This is a genomic window from Pseudomonas brassicacearum, from assembly GCF_003732265.1.
Taxonomy (GTDB): domain Bacteria; phylum Pseudomonadota; class Gammaproteobacteria; order Pseudomonadales; family Pseudomonadaceae; genus Aquipseudomonas; species Aquipseudomonas brassicacearum_D.
In genome coordinates, this window is the sequence record NZ_MOBK01000009.1 from 19,630 (window position 1) to 34,019 (window position 14,390).

Genomic DNA, 14,390 nt, shown 5'->3' on the forward strand with positions numbered 1-14,390 from the left:
GCTCGGGGTGATCGACCCGCAGACTGCAATCGATCAGGCCTTTGCATGAATTGTTGCGGCTCGCATCTTTACAAGTGCACATCGCTTGCTCCCGATTCGGTGGGTTTGAGAGTGGCGCCTACTTTGCCGGCCCATTCAGCGAAGCCGGGAACGCCGCGAGGATAGCCATTCAGCAAAGTGACCAGCTCCGCATTCAGCTGCTCGGCGGCTCTTAATTCAGCCTTCAAATCAGTGACCATCATATGGGCGCCTTGATACGCCTCAAGTTTCAAGGCCAGCTCTTCCCGCAAGGCAGCCAGCTCGGATTGGCCTGACTCGCACGACTTGCGCCAGTCAACGCCTGAGCCGCTGCAAGTTACGCACGGCACGCACCGCTGCCCTCGCTCAAACTCAATCCTTTTCGTGCCTTTGCACGTCGAACATTTCACTTCACTCACATCATTCTCCAATCTGCTGTGCCCGGTGGGGCGGTTATTGTTGGGCGCGCTGGGCTCTGAGCTGGCTATGGAATGTCGAGCGGTGAAAGCCGACATGCTGCTCGACGTCGTACCAAGTCGACCCGTGAGCCCGCATGTCCAGCGCCAAGGCCATGTAGTCAGCCGTGCACTGCTTGGGCTTGCCCTTATTGCCCAGCACAACCCCGGCCTCGTTCAGATATCGCACGACAGTGGAGTACGAGCAGCCCGCCGCATCAGCAATCTCCTCGGCGCAATGCCCGGCTGCATTCATGGTGAAGATCAGCCCGATCGAGTCAGGCGATAACTTGGCGGTCATGGCTCATTCCTCTGTGCGTGTTCCCGCTGACGGGCTTTGGAGCATTTGTCGTTGCGGCACTGACTCCGAGGATTCCCGCAGTACTCGCATCGGAATCCGAGTTCTAAGTAGCCAGCCTTGAGCTTTCCTTTGGATGACATAGGGCCTCCCGGAATGGGTGAGGTTGAATTGGAAGGGGGTTAGGCGAACATATCGATTTGCGGATCTGGCGTATTCACCCGGATCAGTTCCGCATCCAGTCGGGCTTTCGCGGTACCAAAGATCACTTCGTCTCGTTCGATGCCAAGAAACCTGCGATTGAGCTGCAGGCACGCAACGCCAGTAGTACCGCTGCCCATGGTGTTATCCATAACCACCTGTCCCGGGTTGGTGTATGTGCTGATCAAGAAGGACATCCACGCCACCGGCTTTTGCGTTGGGTGATAGCTTGCGGTCTGCTTGTCGCTCGAGAAGAACTGCACCGAGCGCGGGTACCGCTCTGTCGAGTCGTATTCGGTAAGGTTCAGGGCCTTCCCGTAGCACTCCGACTCCACGGACTTGCGCTTCGAAGTCTTGCGCTCATGCCCGGTCGTCATGCGCGGGTTGTAAACAGGCTGCTTGCGGTAGAAGACCTGGGCACTTTCGTGCGCGCGGAGTGGTTGTTTCTTGGCGTTAAGAAACCCGGTGGCTGCGCCCTTTTCCCAGATCCACTCGTACTTATAGTCTCGGGTATTGCTGGAAACCATCAGGGATGCGAACGGCTGGGCGGCGCACAACACGATTGCCGCCTCTGGCTTTGCAATGCGCAGGTACTGCTCCCACAGAGCATCGAACGGGATTACAACGTCCCAAGCGCACTGGGTTGTTCCATAGGGCAGATCTGCGCAGATCATGTCGACGCTGTTGTCTGGGACAGACTTCATAACCTCAAGGCAATCGCCCAAGTACAGCCATGGCTCAACCGCCATAGAAGATCTCCAGTCAGGCGCCGCCCTCCAATGACTGGATGCGACAGATGGGTTGGTTTACTGCTGCTTGGCGAAGAAGGCCGGATGAGGCCCTGCCTTACGTTTCGGATAGTCGATGGCGAACTTGTCGAGCAGCAAATTGAAGGTTCGGAACGTTACGCCCAGCTGAAGGGCTGCCTGGTTGCGGGATAACCCGATTTCCTTGAATGCCTTGATGCGCTCGGCGTCCTTGGCGTGCCTGTCCTCGCTGTCGGGGCCGCGCAGGTAAGCTTGGCGGCGACTCGGCACTTCACGCTTGAACTTGAATCCATTCTCGACGGCGAGCTTTTGCAGGTTTCGGCGCGACATGCCGAGTCGCAAGACGGCCTGCGCGTAAGTCATGGTCACAGCAGCGCCGCGAAGGCGCTCAATCAGTTCGGCGCGCTCGATGGCCCGTTGCTCCGCACGATCTTCTCGGCCTATTTCTCGCTGAGTGATTTTGTCCATGTAGGGTGCATCGGCTATGACTGGTGCCGCCGGTTTCGGCTGTTTCACTTTGGCCGCCGCAAGTGGCTCATGCCTCACCGGTTGCGGTTTGAAACTGGGTCCCTGCAAAACCTCAATAGTCCCTCCTTTTTCTAGGAACTCCGCCATCTGCAAAGCCAGCTCATGGCGTTGCGGGTCGAGTTCTTTGATCATGTTTAAGTCGGTGCTGATGTAGGCGCTCATGGATGCCTCACACGGGAAAGGTTGCCAGCAGTGGTGAGCTGCTGGCTGTCGATCAATCAAATGGGATGTCGTCCCAGTCGGCTGGCATATCGTTACCGGCGCCGTGAGTGTCAGCGCCATATGTTTGGGCCTGGCTGCCTTTCGGTCGACGGTCAACGACCGGCTTTTTCATGACCTGCTGAACCATCTTTTCCAGCTTGGCCGGCGACGTGCAGCGCTGATCCAGGATCTCGGATGCAGTCTTTTCAGACTCGGCGCTGAACGGGGCAAAGATCACCGGGCGCTCCATGCCGGTCGTGCTGTTCTTCTCGATTTCCATTTGCATCAACAGACCGATTGGCTTGCCTACGAACTCGGCGAAACTCGGAACGGTCACTTTCACGCGTGCGCCTGCGTCCTTGTCCCACTTTTCGATTTCCATCGGCCTTGGATCGCCGACGGTGCGCAACTGCATGCATGCCATAAGCGCGTTCAGCAGAGCGTGGCCGCCTTCGTTACGCTTGCCGTGCTGGTAGGACAGGTTCAGGTAGAACTGCGCTTCAGCGCCGTCACGCGACTTGAAGGTGAAGCCGATACCGGTTGAGCCGGTGTCTGCCTTCTCCATGTACTCGGCGCGGTTGAAGGCGCCGATGTACTTGCCAGCTTCGTCGACGAACGCCGATTTGTTGTCGGCGGATCGTGCTGCGTTTGCATCAAGATTGAACATTTTGGTTTCCTTATGCGGCCTGATTAGCTTGAGCGGGTTTGATTTCGTAGTAGTCGACAATCGCGGCATCGACTGCCGCCAGATCGTTGTCAACGTGGTTGTCGTCGAACATCCCCATGGGGGCCTTGGTCGTGTCCGAGCCGTTGTTGCGGGTACTGAAAAGGTGCTGGCCATCCTGAACGACGGCGCGCAGAACGATCGTCACCATGCCTTCTAGGGTAATTTTCTCGTCGAGCATCTTGCCGATCGTCTTCATCTTGATCTGGCCGGCGTCCGTCTCTTCGGTGTGGCTCAGGATGTAGACGCGAACGTCGTCAGGCAGGCGCAACAGTGATTCGAAGATGTTCCAGGTGTGCCGGCCGATCTCGGTGAACTTGTCGAAGCCCTTTTCCTCGCTGCGGCGCATGAACTCGTTCGCCAGGATGTATTGGAAGTCGTCGATGACGATGATCTTGCGGTCGTGCTTGGTGGCTTGAACTGACCGGTTGATCACCTTCTGCCAGTCATCTGTCACGTAGGGCTTCCAGGCCTTGGCGCCCTTGAATGGCAGAGGCTTGGGGATGACCTGAATCAGCGCTACTTCTGCGGGGGTCATGTTCCGCAGTGAAGCACTCTTGCCGCTCCCTGACTTTCCAAGGATGAGCGTTACAGTTGCCATGATGGCGTCCTCAGATTGGTTCGTTATCCCACTGCCGCTGTATGCGGCGGGCTTCGTCTTCGTACTCTTTGCGGGCTTCGCCAGTGAATCGCTCGGGCGAGAAGGCACCGACCTGCATCCAGTCGAGCTGGGCGGCCATGCGTGGCGACATGGGGAGATCCTTCCGCCATGCAGGCGGCGTATGAGTTCTATTTAAGAGGTGAGCTGACCGACGTAGGCGCTGGCCAGCATTACGAATGTCGTGCCGAGGAGGACGATGGCTGAGCCTCGCCAGAACCAATATCGTTTGGCTCGTTGGTAAGAGGTCATCCGATCACCTCGCAATAGAAGGGCTTATCCGGCGGGAGCTCGTCGTTATCCATGACGGCGCATTCATGATCCCGCAGCCCGTCAAACTCAGGCTTGCGCCAAGCGCGGATATCGATCCATTCGCCGAAATCGCCCGGGTAGTGGTTTATGCCGACTTGCTTCGCCCTGTTAATAGTTTCGGCGAAGACCATTTGGCAGCCGTATGCAGGCTCGCCGTCGTGAACCATCCAGCACTTCATCTCGCCACCGCCACAGGAAGGCTGATCTGCTCGCGCTGAATCTCGCGCATCTCGGCGTAGGTGCCCCAATAGAAGACGGTGAGGACGGCTAGGAGCCAGAAGAGTGGTTTCATCAATCACCTCCCCAGTATTTCAGCGGGATGAACGTGTAGTTCATTTCGTTATGCTCAACTACGCGCCAGTATTCGAGGTCGATCCGGTTGAGCAGTTCTTGGAATGTGTAGCGACGGGTAGCGAGCTGTTTCATGGCATCACCTTGCAGGTCCACCGGCCCGCGCACTTGCATGGCTGGTCGATCCATTTCACGTCAACCAGAAACAAGAAACCCCGATTTCTCAGGGCTTCGACGATTCCTTCAAATGATCCGGCGATGATGGTCATGCTGCTTCTCCCTTTAGGAGTTCAACGTACCTGGTCATTTCCAGCGCCCGAATCCGCTTGAGGTATTCGTCGCGCTCCGTGGAGACAATCGCATCGAGGCGGTGGGCCAAGAAGACAGCCATCCGGCAAACTGAGCCAGCCATCACCGGGAACTGAGTGGTGGGGATGGTCGCGATCTCGGTTTCGATCATGTGAACGGCTTTATCGTGGTTGTTCACGTTGTCTTCTCCTTCAGGCCCCAGAACTCGCCGATGGCGTCGACTGCGGCGGCAATGCGCATCGCGCTCGCCTTGCGCTCGACGATCAAGCGGGCATCACGATCAGCCAGCGCCTGGGAGCGCTGGAGTGCGGCGGCCTCGTAGTCGTGGAACTCATCAAGAGTCGCTTTCTTCTCGCGCCCCCAAGCGTCGTAGCGCCTGTCCCACTCTCGGGCCTGCGCACTGTCTGCATAGCCGGTTGACATGGTCGCCTCCAGAGTGGCTGGTTATTCAGCTGCGTCTTTGCTTACGCGTGTCATCGAATATTCGTGATATGCAGGTTCTTGGTCGCGCCAAGTCCTCGCTTCGACATCGATGATTCCATTCGTCCAGACAGTGATAATTGGGCCGTACTGCGGGTCGCTGTTTGTCCGCGCCAAGGTGAAGTGTTTCTTTGGCTCGTTCGCTAACATTCCCGCCATGACGTGGATCAGATTCAGCATGCGGTAGGCATCGCCGCCATCTCGGCTGTTTGCGTGGATCGGTTTGATATCGCTCATCTCAATCTCCAATCAGGCGATATACCCGCCCGGCATAGTGGTAACGACCTTCCTCGGTGCGTCATGCATCCGACCTTTGGCGCAGTCGTGGACGTCGGGGCGGGGCTTGCGGGGTGAGGGGGTTGTGCGTTTCATGGCGTCTCCTTGATCGCAACTTGTGCGCCGGAAGCTTCGACAGCCTCTTTGAACTGCGCGTAAAGAGAGGGGCCGGCAAGCGTTTGGCGTGGGGCTGGCAGATCAATAACCAGCGATTCGCGGGAGGCTTTCCAGCCAATCCAATAACGCTGCACATGCTGGTTCCTGTAATCGCCTGAGTTGTATTTGTCATGAGGCGGGTCACCGACTACGACACTTTTGTGCCATGCCTCAAAATCCTCCTGCATCTTGTCCATCACACTCACCTCCAATCGCCCAATAAAAAGCCCCGGCGTGAATCAAGAGCCGGGGCTTTACCTTCCCTACGTCACGACCGGGCGCATGAGGCGTCGGATCGTTATTGTCTGTTACATGGCTGCAAATCCTCCGCGTAGAATTGAACTACCGAGCATTCCTCGGTAGTTGGTTGGGACTGAGTTATCGACGCATCCCGCGCCGTCGGTTAATGGCACCGAACGCCCGGCCGGGAACCCGACCCTTTCAGGTGATGTGCGAGCATCGGGGTTGACGCTGAAGCACTCCGCTTTGCAATCACGGCGCTGGCATTGTCACAACGTCAACCCCGATGCCATCTCTATACGAGTTTCCCCAGAGAGATATCGGGCCATTTGCGTCTGGCTAGACGTGCACGGAGAGGGGTGTTTTATCCGGCGTCCTGAATGTCCGTCCATTCCTGACTCGATACGTTTTGGCTGTAAACGCCGCCGTAGAATGCTTCGCCGGGCCAGCAGATGGAGCCGCCGTAGTAACCGTTCGACTCATTACGGTAATCAATGATCATGTCGCCTTTGTCGGTGACGATTTTTGCCCCGTAGAACTGAAGGCATTCGTATTCTTCGTTGCTTATTGATGGCTTATCCAAGTCGAGCTCTTCGACTGCGCTGATCGTGAATGGGAAGCCAAGAGCTGGAAGCTCTACTGACTCAATCCATGTCTCAGAACAGCAATCTGCATCGACCTTAGCGATGAGGTTGTCGCCACTTTCAACGACAAAGAGAAGCGCCTTCTTGTCCTGCGCAATCTTCATCCCGATGATTTTCTTGTCGATCAATTCATTGGTCATTGCTTTGTCTCGCTCAGTGGCTTTCGAATGCCTCCCGGGGTGTGAGAGGCATTTGTAAAGCCAGATGGCGATCCGGAAACAGCCAGAAGCCATCTGATATCCGGTCGCTCTCTACTGGAGGCAGCGACTGGGTGGTGCGTTAGCGGTGAGGTGATGTAGGTGGCCTCTTTGCGAGGAGTGTTGCTTCGTCCACATCCTTCTGCCCACTCAGCGAATGGGCAGAGGTGATGCCGGCTTAGAATTAGAGGTCGATTGGTTCGCCGATCCGAACCTTGCGCTTTTCGCCGTTCGCAAAGTGCAGAACCGCTGTTTGTCTGTATCCGGACGCCGTGGATTCGGACAAAGGCTTGTCGTATTGAGTTGGAACATCAGCGCCATCCTCGTCACGCTCTGCGATATACCAACGCGAACCGCAACATTCACAGAATTCACCGTATTCCTCGGTAATCTGATACGCACGGGTGTTTGCCTCGTCGGCGTTCTCTGCCTGCACACAGATCAGGTGTGACACGTCATCATTGTCGATGAAGTAACCGCCTGAGTTGTTCTGATCGTAAGTGAACCACTTCATCTTATTCCGCTCCGTTATTCGGTTGTCATCCCGAAACGCCCTGTTGGCCAAGGCGCTTCAGTGATGTTCTCCGCAGTAATCCGCAACTGGCGTCGATTACTGACCATCACCAAATTGTTCTTCTAGCCGCGACCCTGTCCGCCAGAAAACTGCTTTCGGTGCTTTACGCTGCACACCCGGGTCAGTTGCCAACCCTCTGAACCGTTGAGGCCGGTTCATCGCTGCCTTGGAGCTGCGAACCTTTTCAGGCCCTGGCGCCTCGTTGTTCTGTGGCGTTGAACAGAATATAAGCGTGCTTATCCATCCCGTCAATAAGATTGCTTATATATTTTTCGATAGACGAAAAAAATCCCGCTCAGTGGCGGGATCGTTGATGCTAAAGGACTATTGCATAATGGATTTCATCTTCTTCCTGCGCCTGAAATCAATGATCAGGGCAATGATTACGAGAATCCCCAGCAGGCCAGGAAGCGGGATTTCATCTTGGCTGACTGCCATCGCCACGCTTATAGCCATAACCGCAAGGATGGCCAGATAGGCAGCCCGATAACCTTTAGCTAGCGGGAAATCCTCGGCTTTTTTGCAGTAAGGGCAGCTCACGCGCTGAAAGCCAAGGAATGTCCGCTTAGTGGCAGCCGTGGCTGGCTGTCCGCAAGACCTGCACGTGTAGTTGATTAGGGTCGATGCCATTTTGATTCCTCCAGCCAGAAAGACCGGGCTGATTATTTCCGACGCGGGGAGCGCCTTACAGTAGACCACCAGAAGACGCGCCCAAGCATGCGGATGTCTTCAGCGAACTGCTCGGCGGTCATAACCTCGTCAGGGAACTCTTCTGAATTCTCACTGCGGATCCTCACACTACCGCCGGGAAGGCGGTGCAAGTATTTCACCCTGAGCATGCCCAGCTGATTGAAGGCGTAGATCTCGCCATCGATGATTGAAGTGTCATCGAGGTCAAACCCTATCGCGGCGCCGTCCAAAATTAGGCGCTCCATGCTACGACCCTTGATCCTGGCGCAAGCAGCGCTTTTTGCCTCGACGCCTGCCGCCTTCAGTGTGGCGCCGCTGAATCGAAGCTTTCTATCGGCAATTTCAACGACCTCAGACATACCTTGTCCACCCGCGAATTCAACCTCAGCAAAGTACGGGATTTCATACTCGTCGTCATCCAGTGATTCGCCTTCTTCCCAAGCTTCCATGTCCCCGAGCAGCTCAGCGTTTGCCTCGATGTGCGTCAGTCTTCCTTTCATCTCACCAATTCCATCAGATAGCCATATAGCACTAACTGAGCAAGCGTGCGCGATCTTCGCGATGTGCGCGCTTTGGAGGTTCTTCCCGGTTTCGAGCTGGGAGATGACTGGCTGTTCGACGCCAACAAGCTCAGCGAGCTTCTTTTGCGTAAGCCGGGCGCCTTGGCGGGCCACTTTGATGCGGTTTGCGAGTGTATTCATCTTCACAACGTTATAAGCCCTCTTATCTTCTTGCAAATAAGCCTCCGCATCACTAGGATATAAGCAGGCTTATCAGGAGGGCTCTCGAATGACCCCCATTGAACGACTTGTCGAGCACTTCGGCAGCCAGACCAAAACAGCAGCAGCGCTCGGCGTTTCCCAGGCTTCGGTCTCTTTCTGGGCAAACGGCATCACCCGTATGAGCGCAGACAAAGCATTCCTTGCTGAAGAGCTGACTGGTGGGTCGATCACTGCAAGAGAACTTTGCGCCAACCCAAACCAATCCGCTGTCGCTTAACCCCATTTCAATCGCGAAAGGAAACGACCGATGTACGAAGACCCCAAGCACCTAAACCACAACGAAACAAAGGTTCGCCTGAGTGACGAGTACGACGAGTACCTGCGCGCCCTGGCGAAGATTCACGGGACGCAGAAAGCCGTACTGGCCCGGGAAATCCTCAAAGCCGCAATCCAGCAGATGACGGACGAGCTTACCCGGATTCAAGAGAAGGCCTGAAGGCCCTAAACGGAGGCTACATGCCTGAGAACCGAGACGATCTGTCCTTGAGACAGCTCGCTGATGACGGGGATATCGAGCTACTGCGGCAGGCAGCCGAAGCACTCGGGATTACACCGGAGCAACTGGCAAAGGAATTGATTGAGAAACACATCGTAGCAAGGACCAGACCCAAAACGATGTCAGGGACGATTCAACCATTCCGGCGACCGTACTCGCCAGCGAGAGCCAAGCCTGATGAGGGCCTGAAAAGTGAAGACACCTAAATCGCAGACACAAAAAACCCGCCTGGCCGGGCGGGTTCTTCAACAAACGTACTGCACTAAGTTCTGGAGCAAATAATGCAGAACCTCAATGAATACGTCAACCCCCCCGTCTTTTTCTCGCATGCGCTCAGCTATCACCAGTCAGCAGCAATGTATGCGGCCAACATGGTTCGCTTCCAATACACCAAAGAATCCAAGACCAAGTTCCGCCGTGAATGCCTCGAGCATTTGAAAGCGTCCCTGAAAGGGGAATCGGTATGAGCAATGTCATCCAACTGAAATCGGCCGGGGGATTCACCCGGATGGACAACGATCTGTATGAGGCCCTCATTGGGGCTGACCTGTCAGGGCGAGAGTTACGTGTTGCCTTGGCTATTCACCGGCAGACAGCCGGGTACAACCTGGAGAGTGCGCGCATTGCCGCCTCCTACATTGCTCAGATGTCCGGCATTCATCGCGAAGACGTATCGCGGGCCATCTGTGAGCTTATCCGTCAGCGCGTCATATACCGCACTGGAGGAAGCCGTAGCCCAATCGGTTTTGCACCGATCAATGAGTGGGCAATCGACAAGAAAAACACCCATCAGAACAAGCCGAAAGAAGTGCCACAGTGTGGCGTTTCCACCACGTCCAATGTGGCGTTCTTACCACACAATAAAGACATAAATACAAATCTAACTGCTAACGCAGTTGTCGCCGCTGTCGCTGCGACCGCCGGAGTTTTGAAATCTGAACCGGAACAGCAGGTCACCCAGGAACCTGATCAACCAGCTCCACCGAAAGCCGACCGCATCCCGTACGGCAAGATCGCCGAGATCTACAACACCGTGTGTGGCGAGCTGCTGCCCAAGTGCCTGAAGCTCTCGACCAAACGCAAGAACCTGATCAAGGGCTGCTGGAACCTGGAGCTCAACGGCGTTCACCCGTTCCGCAAGGGTGAGTTCTGGACCCTGTACTTCACCGACTGCCTGAAGAACAAACACTGGACCGGTGATAACGACCGTGGCTGGACCGCTGACATCGAGTTTCTGACCAAGCAGGACAAGGTCCTGAAAGTGCTGGAGGCCCTATGATTACCGATCGCCCACTGGTAGCGATGGAGGCCGAGTTCGGTGTGGTCGGCGCGCTGTTCATCAAGCCGGAACTCATCGAAACGATTGGCGCAACGCTCAGCCCGTCAGACTTCTACGACCAAGACGCCGCCGAGATCTACACGCTGATCCTCGCCGCTCGCTCTGCTGGCCGCCCAGCCGACCCGGTATCGATCGCCGACATCCGCCACGAACTCACCAGCGGCGAGCTGACACTGGTCCGCGCATCGGAGATTCATCTGGCGGTTCCCAGCGCAGCCAACGGCATCGAGTACGCTCGCATCGTGGTTGAGCGCGCCAAGGCTCGCAAAATCGCCGAGATCGGTCAGTCCATCATCGACATGGCCAGTCATGCCCGCCCACTCGCCGGGATCATTGCGGACGCTCAGGAAGCCGTCCTGTCACTGAACAGTGAAGACGACGAGCCGGACGTGATCACCCTGCGTGAGGCGCTTGGCCCGGTAGTCGACGAAATGGATGCCCGTTTCAACGGCGAAGGCATCAACGGCCATGCAACAGGGCTTGTTGAGTTGGACAAGATCCTGCAAGGCCTGCGCGGCTCGCACGTCATCATCGTTGCCGGCCGCCCCGGTACCGGGAAAACAACGTTGGCCCTCGGCATCGCCGAAGAACTCACCATCCGCAACCACAAGTCCGCGTTGGTCTTCTCGCTTGAGATGTCCGCGAAAGAGCTTTCCAAGCGCAGCCTTGCGTCGTCCTCGGCCGTGACGCTGGGGAACATCGACACCGGGCAGGCGATGGCGCACGACGAACAGATCACCAAGATCAAGAGCGCCGTGAGCCGCATGCACACAGCCGACCTGCGCATCTGCCAGAAAGGCGGCCTGCCGCTCAGCCGCATCCGCAACATCGCCCGCTTCCAGCACAAGGCCAAGCCGCTTGACCTGATCGTCATCGACTACATCGGTCTGATCGCGCCTGAAGCTGGATCGCGACACCAGAACCGGAACCTTGAGCTTGGTGCCATCAGCCGCGGGCTCAAGGGAATGGCCAAGGAATTGAACGTGCCAGTCATGGTGCTGGCCCAGCTCAACCGCAGCATCGAAACCCGCGCCAGCAAAAAGCCGCAGATGTCCGATCTGCGCGACTCGGGCGAGATCGAGCAGGACGCCGACATCATCATCATTGCTCACCGCGATGCTGACTCTGAGCAAGGGCAAAACGGCGTCACTGAGCTGGACATCGTCAAGCACCGTCACGCCTCGGTTGGCCATTGCCTTGTCCAGCACCAGGGTGAGTTTGCGCGCTTCGTCAACCATGCCGGGCAGCGCGAGCAACAGCAAGAACAACAACATCGCCCGCCAGCACCACGCAACAGCAAGTCCTTCCTCAACAACTTCAACCCGCAAGGAGGCTTCTGATGGCCGACGAAATCGACATCGCGCAAGAGCGCATTGAGAATACCCTCGAAAACGCGCTTGCCCAGATCCCCCGTTACACCGGCATCAGCGCCACTGAGTGCGAGGAGTGTGGCGAGGAGATCCCGGAAGGCCGTCGCAATGCGGTCAAGGGCGTGAAGCTGTGCGTGGGTTGTGCTGAGCGGGTGGCGCTGGTGAAGCAGGGAGTGCGCAGAGCATGAGCAATCAATTTTATTTGGCTGTTACAGCCGCCATCTTGTTCGGGTTCTGGGGTGGCTACATGTTCGGCTTCGGTAGAAGCAAGCTCATGGCGGCCGAAAATATCCTTCTAAACGAGGAGATTGACCGGCTGATCGAGGAGTTCGATAAGGCTTGGCGCCACGACCTGAACGACAAGAACAACGTCCAGGTGCTGGCGGCCGAGGTCGCTCGCTTGGCTGCTCAACATAATGATTTGGTTCTTCGCAACAAGGTGTTGCGTGAACGTCCAGATCTACCAGTTGAACGGATTCAGTGCCACGACCAGGTCATGGCCGTGCAGGCGGCGAGCGAGACACTGCGAAAGGATGCTGAGCGGTATCGCTTCCTGCGTGAATGGTATGTGTTTGGCGATCTGCGTGTGAGTGCGGTCTTGGTCAATCTTCGCACTGGGATGAGCACACTCATGGATGGCGCTCTGGCTGATGCGACCATTGATGGGTACATGAGTCAGGAGCCCACCCATGACTGAGTTCTCGCTCCGCAGCCAGCAAGACGTAACCCGGATCATGGGCTACCTGCATGCGACCGACTTCACCAAGCCGAAGATGGTGGTGATCAAGGACGCCGATCGGTCGGGCGAACAGAACGCCAAGCTGCACGCCATGTTGACCGATATCGCCAAACAGGTTCGCCACGCCGACAAGGAATGGTCCGTGCTGATCTGGAAACGCCTCCTGACGGCCGCATGGCTGCGTGAGGCGGGCGATCAGCCGCAACTGATACCAGCACTCGACGGACATGGCTTCGACGTCATCTACGAGCGCACAAGCAAGATGAGCGTGAAGCAGTGCGCGGACCTGATTACCTGGATCGAGGCGTTCGGCTCGGAGCATGGTGTGCGCTGGACGCAGAAGGATCATTGGGGTGGCCGCTATGACCAGTAACTTCAAGTCGGGCGACATGGCCTTAATCGTCAATTCAGTGTGCGCAGAAAACATTGGGAAAACTGTTCGGCTTGTGCAGTTTGTGCCGGTCGGAGGAGAGCCAAAAGTTGATGGAAAGATCTATACACCGCGCGAGCACCCAACATGGATTGTTGAGTCTATCGACGGGGCAGCTTCGCTTTTGTCTCCAAGGGTAACCACTGGTGAACTGATGCGCATCTCTGCAGGGCCTTGCCGGGAAGTATGGCTTATGCCACTGCGCGGCGACTTCGCCCCAGAGCAGCAGAAAGCCAAGGAGGCCGAGCCATGTCTCTGACTTCCAAACAACCGCGCCCAAAGACCTGCATCAACGAAGAGTGCAGGGCCTCATTCGTACCGCAGCGCCTCGGCCAAAAGGTATGCAGCCCAGCCTGTGGACTGGCAACCAAGGACGTGAACGCTGACAAGGCTCGCAAGGCTCTTGCCGATGTAGGCCGCAAGGAGCTGAGAGCGGCCAAGGAGCGCGTTAAGCCGAAGGGGCAGTACATGCGCGCGGCTCAGATCTGGTTTAACGCCTACATACGAGCAAGGGATGCTGGCCAGCCTTGCATTTCCTGTGGCACCACCGCGGGCGTCCAGTATTGCGGCGGGCACTACCGCACAGTCGCTTCATGCCCAGAGCTGCGTTTCGAACCGCTTAACGTGCATCGCCAGTGCAACCGCAACTGCAACATGGGCAAGTCCGGGAACATCCTCGGTTACCGCCTAGGCCTGTTGCAGAAGATCGGCGCCGAAAAGCTTGCGTGGCTAGAAGGGCCGCATGAGCCCAAGCGCTACACCATCGAAGACCTCAAGGCCATCGCCGCCGAATACCGCGCCAAGACCCGTGAACTCAGGAGAGCAGCATGAATATCCCCAACGAAATACTGATCAATTTGTGGATTGCCTTCATGTTGATTCTCGGCGGTGGGCTGATGGCCGCGATCCGCCACCTCCTGCGCCGGGAACGGATTGCGCGGGGTGTGCGGCCATGAAGTGGAGAAAAGACACCGAGTGGCGGCTCATCTCCGATAGCGGCTACATGATCTGCAAGTGCGTGATGAACGCCAAAAAGGACATGGCCTATGTCGCGCGCCTGCCGTCAGGAAAGATTCTGCATTCAGGCATGGATTACGAGAAAGCCAAGGCGGCATGCAACGACCATTTTGAATCGACCCAGGAGAAAGCAGCATGAGTTGGGGAGGAGGGTCACGCGTATCGCCAGTTCCAGTCAATCCAGAGCAGGAGACAGCC

At 56.7% G+C, this 14,390-nt stretch carries 29 protein-coding genes; 12 read left to right on the top strand and 17 right to left on the bottom strand.

Annotated elements, in window-relative coordinates; translation table 11 throughout:
* Positions 1-68: 68 nt before the first annotated feature.
* The 17 genes from BK660_RS22680 to BK660_RS22750 form a co-directional block, all read right to left on the bottom strand.
* Positions 69-437, bottom strand: a complete 369-nt coding sequence (locus BK660_RS22680; RefSeq protein WP_123435181.1) for a hypothetical protein — start codon at positions 435-437, stop codon at positions 69-71.
* Positions 438-471: 34 nt separating this feature from the next.
* Positions 472-774, bottom strand: a complete 303-nt coding sequence (locus tag BK660_RS22685; RefSeq protein ID WP_123435182.1) for a helix-turn-helix domain-containing protein — start codon at positions 772-774, stop codon at positions 472-474.
* Between the two features lie 179 nt (positions 775-953).
* Positions 954-1,721 (bottom strand): DNA-methyltransferase, encoded by a 768-nt coding sequence (locus BK660_RS22690; RefSeq protein ID WP_123435183.1) that lies wholly within the window; start codon positions 1,719-1,721, stop codon positions 954-956.
* A 57-nt stretch (positions 1,722-1,778) separates the two neighbouring features.
* On the bottom strand, positions 1,779-2,429 hold the full coding sequence (locus tag BK660_RS22695; protein ID WP_123435184.1) for a hypothetical protein: 651 nt from the start codon (positions 2,427-2,429) through the stop codon (positions 1,779-1,781).
* A 52-nt stretch (positions 2,430-2,481) separates the two neighbouring features.
* Positions 2,482-3,135, bottom strand: coding sequence for a hypothetical protein (locus BK660_RS22700; protein WP_185045185.1), 654 nt, complete (start codon positions 3,133-3,135; stop codon positions 2,482-2,484).
* A gap of 10 nt (positions 3,136-3,145) precedes the next feature.
* Entirely contained in the window at positions 3,146-3,793 is a 648-nt protein-coding gene (locus BK660_RS22705; protein WP_123435185.1) for an AAA family ATPase, read from the bottom strand.
* 10 nt (positions 3,794-3,803) lie between these two features.
* Positions 3,804-3,944, bottom strand: a complete 141-nt coding sequence (locus tag BK660_RS32665) for a hypothetical protein (RefSeq protein ID WP_185045204.1) — start codon at positions 3,942-3,944, stop codon at positions 3,804-3,806.
* A gap of 154 nt (positions 3,945-4,098) precedes the next feature.
* Complete coding sequence (locus BK660_RS22710) at positions 4,099-4,329, bottom strand: hypothetical protein (RefSeq protein ID WP_148057458.1); 231 nt, start codon at positions 4,327-4,329, stop codon at positions 4,099-4,101.
* Positions 4,330-4,453: 124 nt separating this feature from the next.
* Positions 4,454-4,642, bottom strand: a complete 189-nt coding sequence (locus BK660_RS32670) for a hypothetical protein (protein ID WP_185045206.1) — start codon at positions 4,640-4,642, stop codon at positions 4,454-4,456.
* 76 nt (positions 4,643-4,718) lie between these two features.
* The gene (locus tag BK660_RS22715) at positions 4,719-4,940 is read right to left on the bottom strand and encodes a hypothetical protein (RefSeq protein WP_123435187.1); all 222 of its coding nucleotides are present in this window, start codon (positions 4,938-4,940) and stop codon (positions 4,719-4,721) included.
* Positions 4,937-5,185: a hypothetical protein gene (locus tag BK660_RS22720; RefSeq protein WP_123435188.1), complete on the bottom strand. Its 249-nt coding sequence runs from the start codon at positions 5,183-5,185 to the stop codon at positions 4,937-4,939. The genes BK660_RS22715 and BK660_RS22720 overlap by 4 nt, the downstream gene beginning before the upstream one ends.
* 21 nt (positions 5,186-5,206) lie before the next feature.
* Positions 5,207-5,479, bottom strand: coding sequence for a hypothetical protein (locus BK660_RS22725; protein WP_123435189.1), 273 nt, complete (start codon positions 5,477-5,479; stop codon positions 5,207-5,209).
* A gap of 131 nt (positions 5,480-5,610) precedes the next feature.
* Positions 5,611-5,871 (bottom strand): phiTE_015 family protein, encoded by a 261-nt coding sequence (locus tag BK660_RS22730; protein ID WP_123435190.1) that lies wholly within the window; start codon positions 5,869-5,871, stop codon positions 5,611-5,613.
* Positions 5,872-6,278: 407 nt separating this feature from the next.
* Positions 6,279-6,698 (bottom strand): DUF7448 domain-containing protein, encoded by a 420-nt coding sequence (locus tag BK660_RS22735; RefSeq protein WP_148057459.1) that lies wholly within the window; start codon positions 6,696-6,698, stop codon positions 6,279-6,281.
* A 241-nt stretch (positions 6,699-6,939) separates the two neighbouring features.
* On the bottom strand, positions 6,940-7,269 hold the full coding sequence (locus BK660_RS22740) for a DUF7296 family protein (protein ID WP_123435192.1): 330 nt from the start codon (positions 7,267-7,269) through the stop codon (positions 6,940-6,942).
* A 384-nt stretch (positions 7,270-7,653) separates the two neighbouring features.
* Positions 7,654-7,959: a hypothetical protein gene (locus BK660_RS22745; protein WP_123435193.1), complete on the bottom strand. Its 306-nt coding sequence runs from the start codon at positions 7,957-7,959 to the stop codon at positions 7,654-7,656.
* A gap of 32 nt (positions 7,960-7,991) precedes the next feature.
* Positions 7,992-8,756: an XRE family transcriptional regulator gene (locus tag BK660_RS22750; protein ID WP_123435194.1), complete on the bottom strand. Its 765-nt coding sequence runs from the start codon at positions 8,754-8,756 to the stop codon at positions 7,992-7,994.
* Between the two features lie 52 nt (positions 8,757-8,808).
* On the opposite strand from BK660_RS22750, the gene BK660_RS22755 reads away from it, so the two are divergent.
* The 12 genes from BK660_RS22755 (at position 8,809) to BK660_RS22810 (ending at position 14,331) form a co-directional block, all read left to right on the top strand.
* Positions 8,809-9,018 (top strand): transcriptional regulator, encoded by a 210-nt coding sequence (locus BK660_RS22755; RefSeq protein WP_123435195.1) that lies wholly within the window; start codon positions 8,809-8,811, stop codon positions 9,016-9,018.
* Between the two features lie 30 nt (positions 9,019-9,048).
* Positions 9,049-9,237 carry a hypothetical protein gene (locus BK660_RS22760; RefSeq protein ID WP_123435196.1) on the top strand — a complete coding sequence of 63 codons (189 nt, stop codon included), beginning with the start codon at positions 9,049-9,051 and terminating at the stop codon, positions 9,235-9,237.
* Positions 9,238-9,578: 341 nt separating this feature from the next.
* Positions 9,579-9,764 (top strand): hypothetical protein, encoded by a 186-nt coding sequence (locus tag BK660_RS22770; protein WP_123435198.1) that lies wholly within the window; start codon positions 9,579-9,581, stop codon positions 9,762-9,764.
* The gene (locus tag BK660_RS22775) at positions 9,761-10,576 is read left to right on the top strand and encodes a replication protein (RefSeq protein ID WP_123435199.1); all 816 of its coding nucleotides are present in this window, start codon (positions 9,761-9,763) and stop codon (positions 10,574-10,576) included. Before BK660_RS22770 ends, BK660_RS22775 begins: the two co-directional genes overlap by 4 nt.
* A gap of 23 nt (positions 10,577-10,599) precedes the next feature.
* Complete coding sequence (locus BK660_RS22780; protein WP_259698526.1) at positions 10,600-11,976, top strand: DnaB-like helicase C-terminal domain-containing protein; 1,377 nt, start codon at positions 10,600-10,602, stop codon at positions 11,974-11,976.
* Positions 11,976-12,194 (top strand): TraR/DksA C4-type zinc finger protein, encoded by a 219-nt coding sequence (locus BK660_RS22785; RefSeq protein WP_123435201.1) that lies wholly within the window; start codon positions 11,976-11,978, stop codon positions 12,192-12,194. The genes BK660_RS22780 and BK660_RS22785 overlap by 1 nt, the downstream gene beginning before the upstream one ends.
* On the top strand, positions 12,191-12,703 hold the full coding sequence (locus tag BK660_RS22790; RefSeq protein ID WP_123435202.1) for a hypothetical protein: 513 nt from the start codon (positions 12,191-12,193) through the stop codon (positions 12,701-12,703). The genes BK660_RS22785 and BK660_RS22790 overlap by 4 nt, the downstream gene beginning before the upstream one ends.
* Positions 12,696-13,118 carry a recombination protein NinB gene (locus tag BK660_RS22795; RefSeq protein WP_123435203.1) on the top strand — a complete coding sequence of 141 codons (423 nt, stop codon included), beginning with the start codon at positions 12,696-12,698 and terminating at the stop codon, positions 13,116-13,118. Before BK660_RS22790 ends, BK660_RS22795 begins: the two co-directional genes overlap by 8 nt.
* Positions 13,108-13,434, top strand: coding sequence for a hypothetical protein (locus tag BK660_RS22800; protein WP_123435204.1), 327 nt, complete (start codon positions 13,108-13,110; stop codon positions 13,432-13,434). Before BK660_RS22795 ends, BK660_RS22800 begins: the two co-directional genes overlap by 11 nt.
* Positions 13,425-14,006 (top strand): recombination protein NinG, encoded by a 582-nt coding sequence (locus BK660_RS22805; RefSeq protein ID WP_123435205.1) that lies wholly within the window; start codon positions 13,425-13,427, stop codon positions 14,004-14,006. Before BK660_RS22800 ends, BK660_RS22805 begins: the two co-directional genes overlap by 10 nt.
* On the top strand, positions 14,003-14,131 hold the full coding sequence (locus tag BK660_RS33145; protein ID WP_259698527.1) for a hypothetical protein: 129 nt from the start codon (positions 14,003-14,005) through the stop codon (positions 14,129-14,131). The genes BK660_RS22805 and BK660_RS33145 overlap by 4 nt, the downstream gene beginning before the upstream one ends.
* The gene (locus tag BK660_RS22810) at positions 14,128-14,331 is read left to right on the top strand and encodes a hypothetical protein (protein WP_123435206.1); all 204 of its coding nucleotides are present in this window, start codon (positions 14,128-14,130) and stop codon (positions 14,329-14,331) included. Before BK660_RS33145 ends, BK660_RS22810 begins: the two co-directional genes overlap by 4 nt.
* Positions 14,332-14,390: the final 59 nt, after the last annotated feature.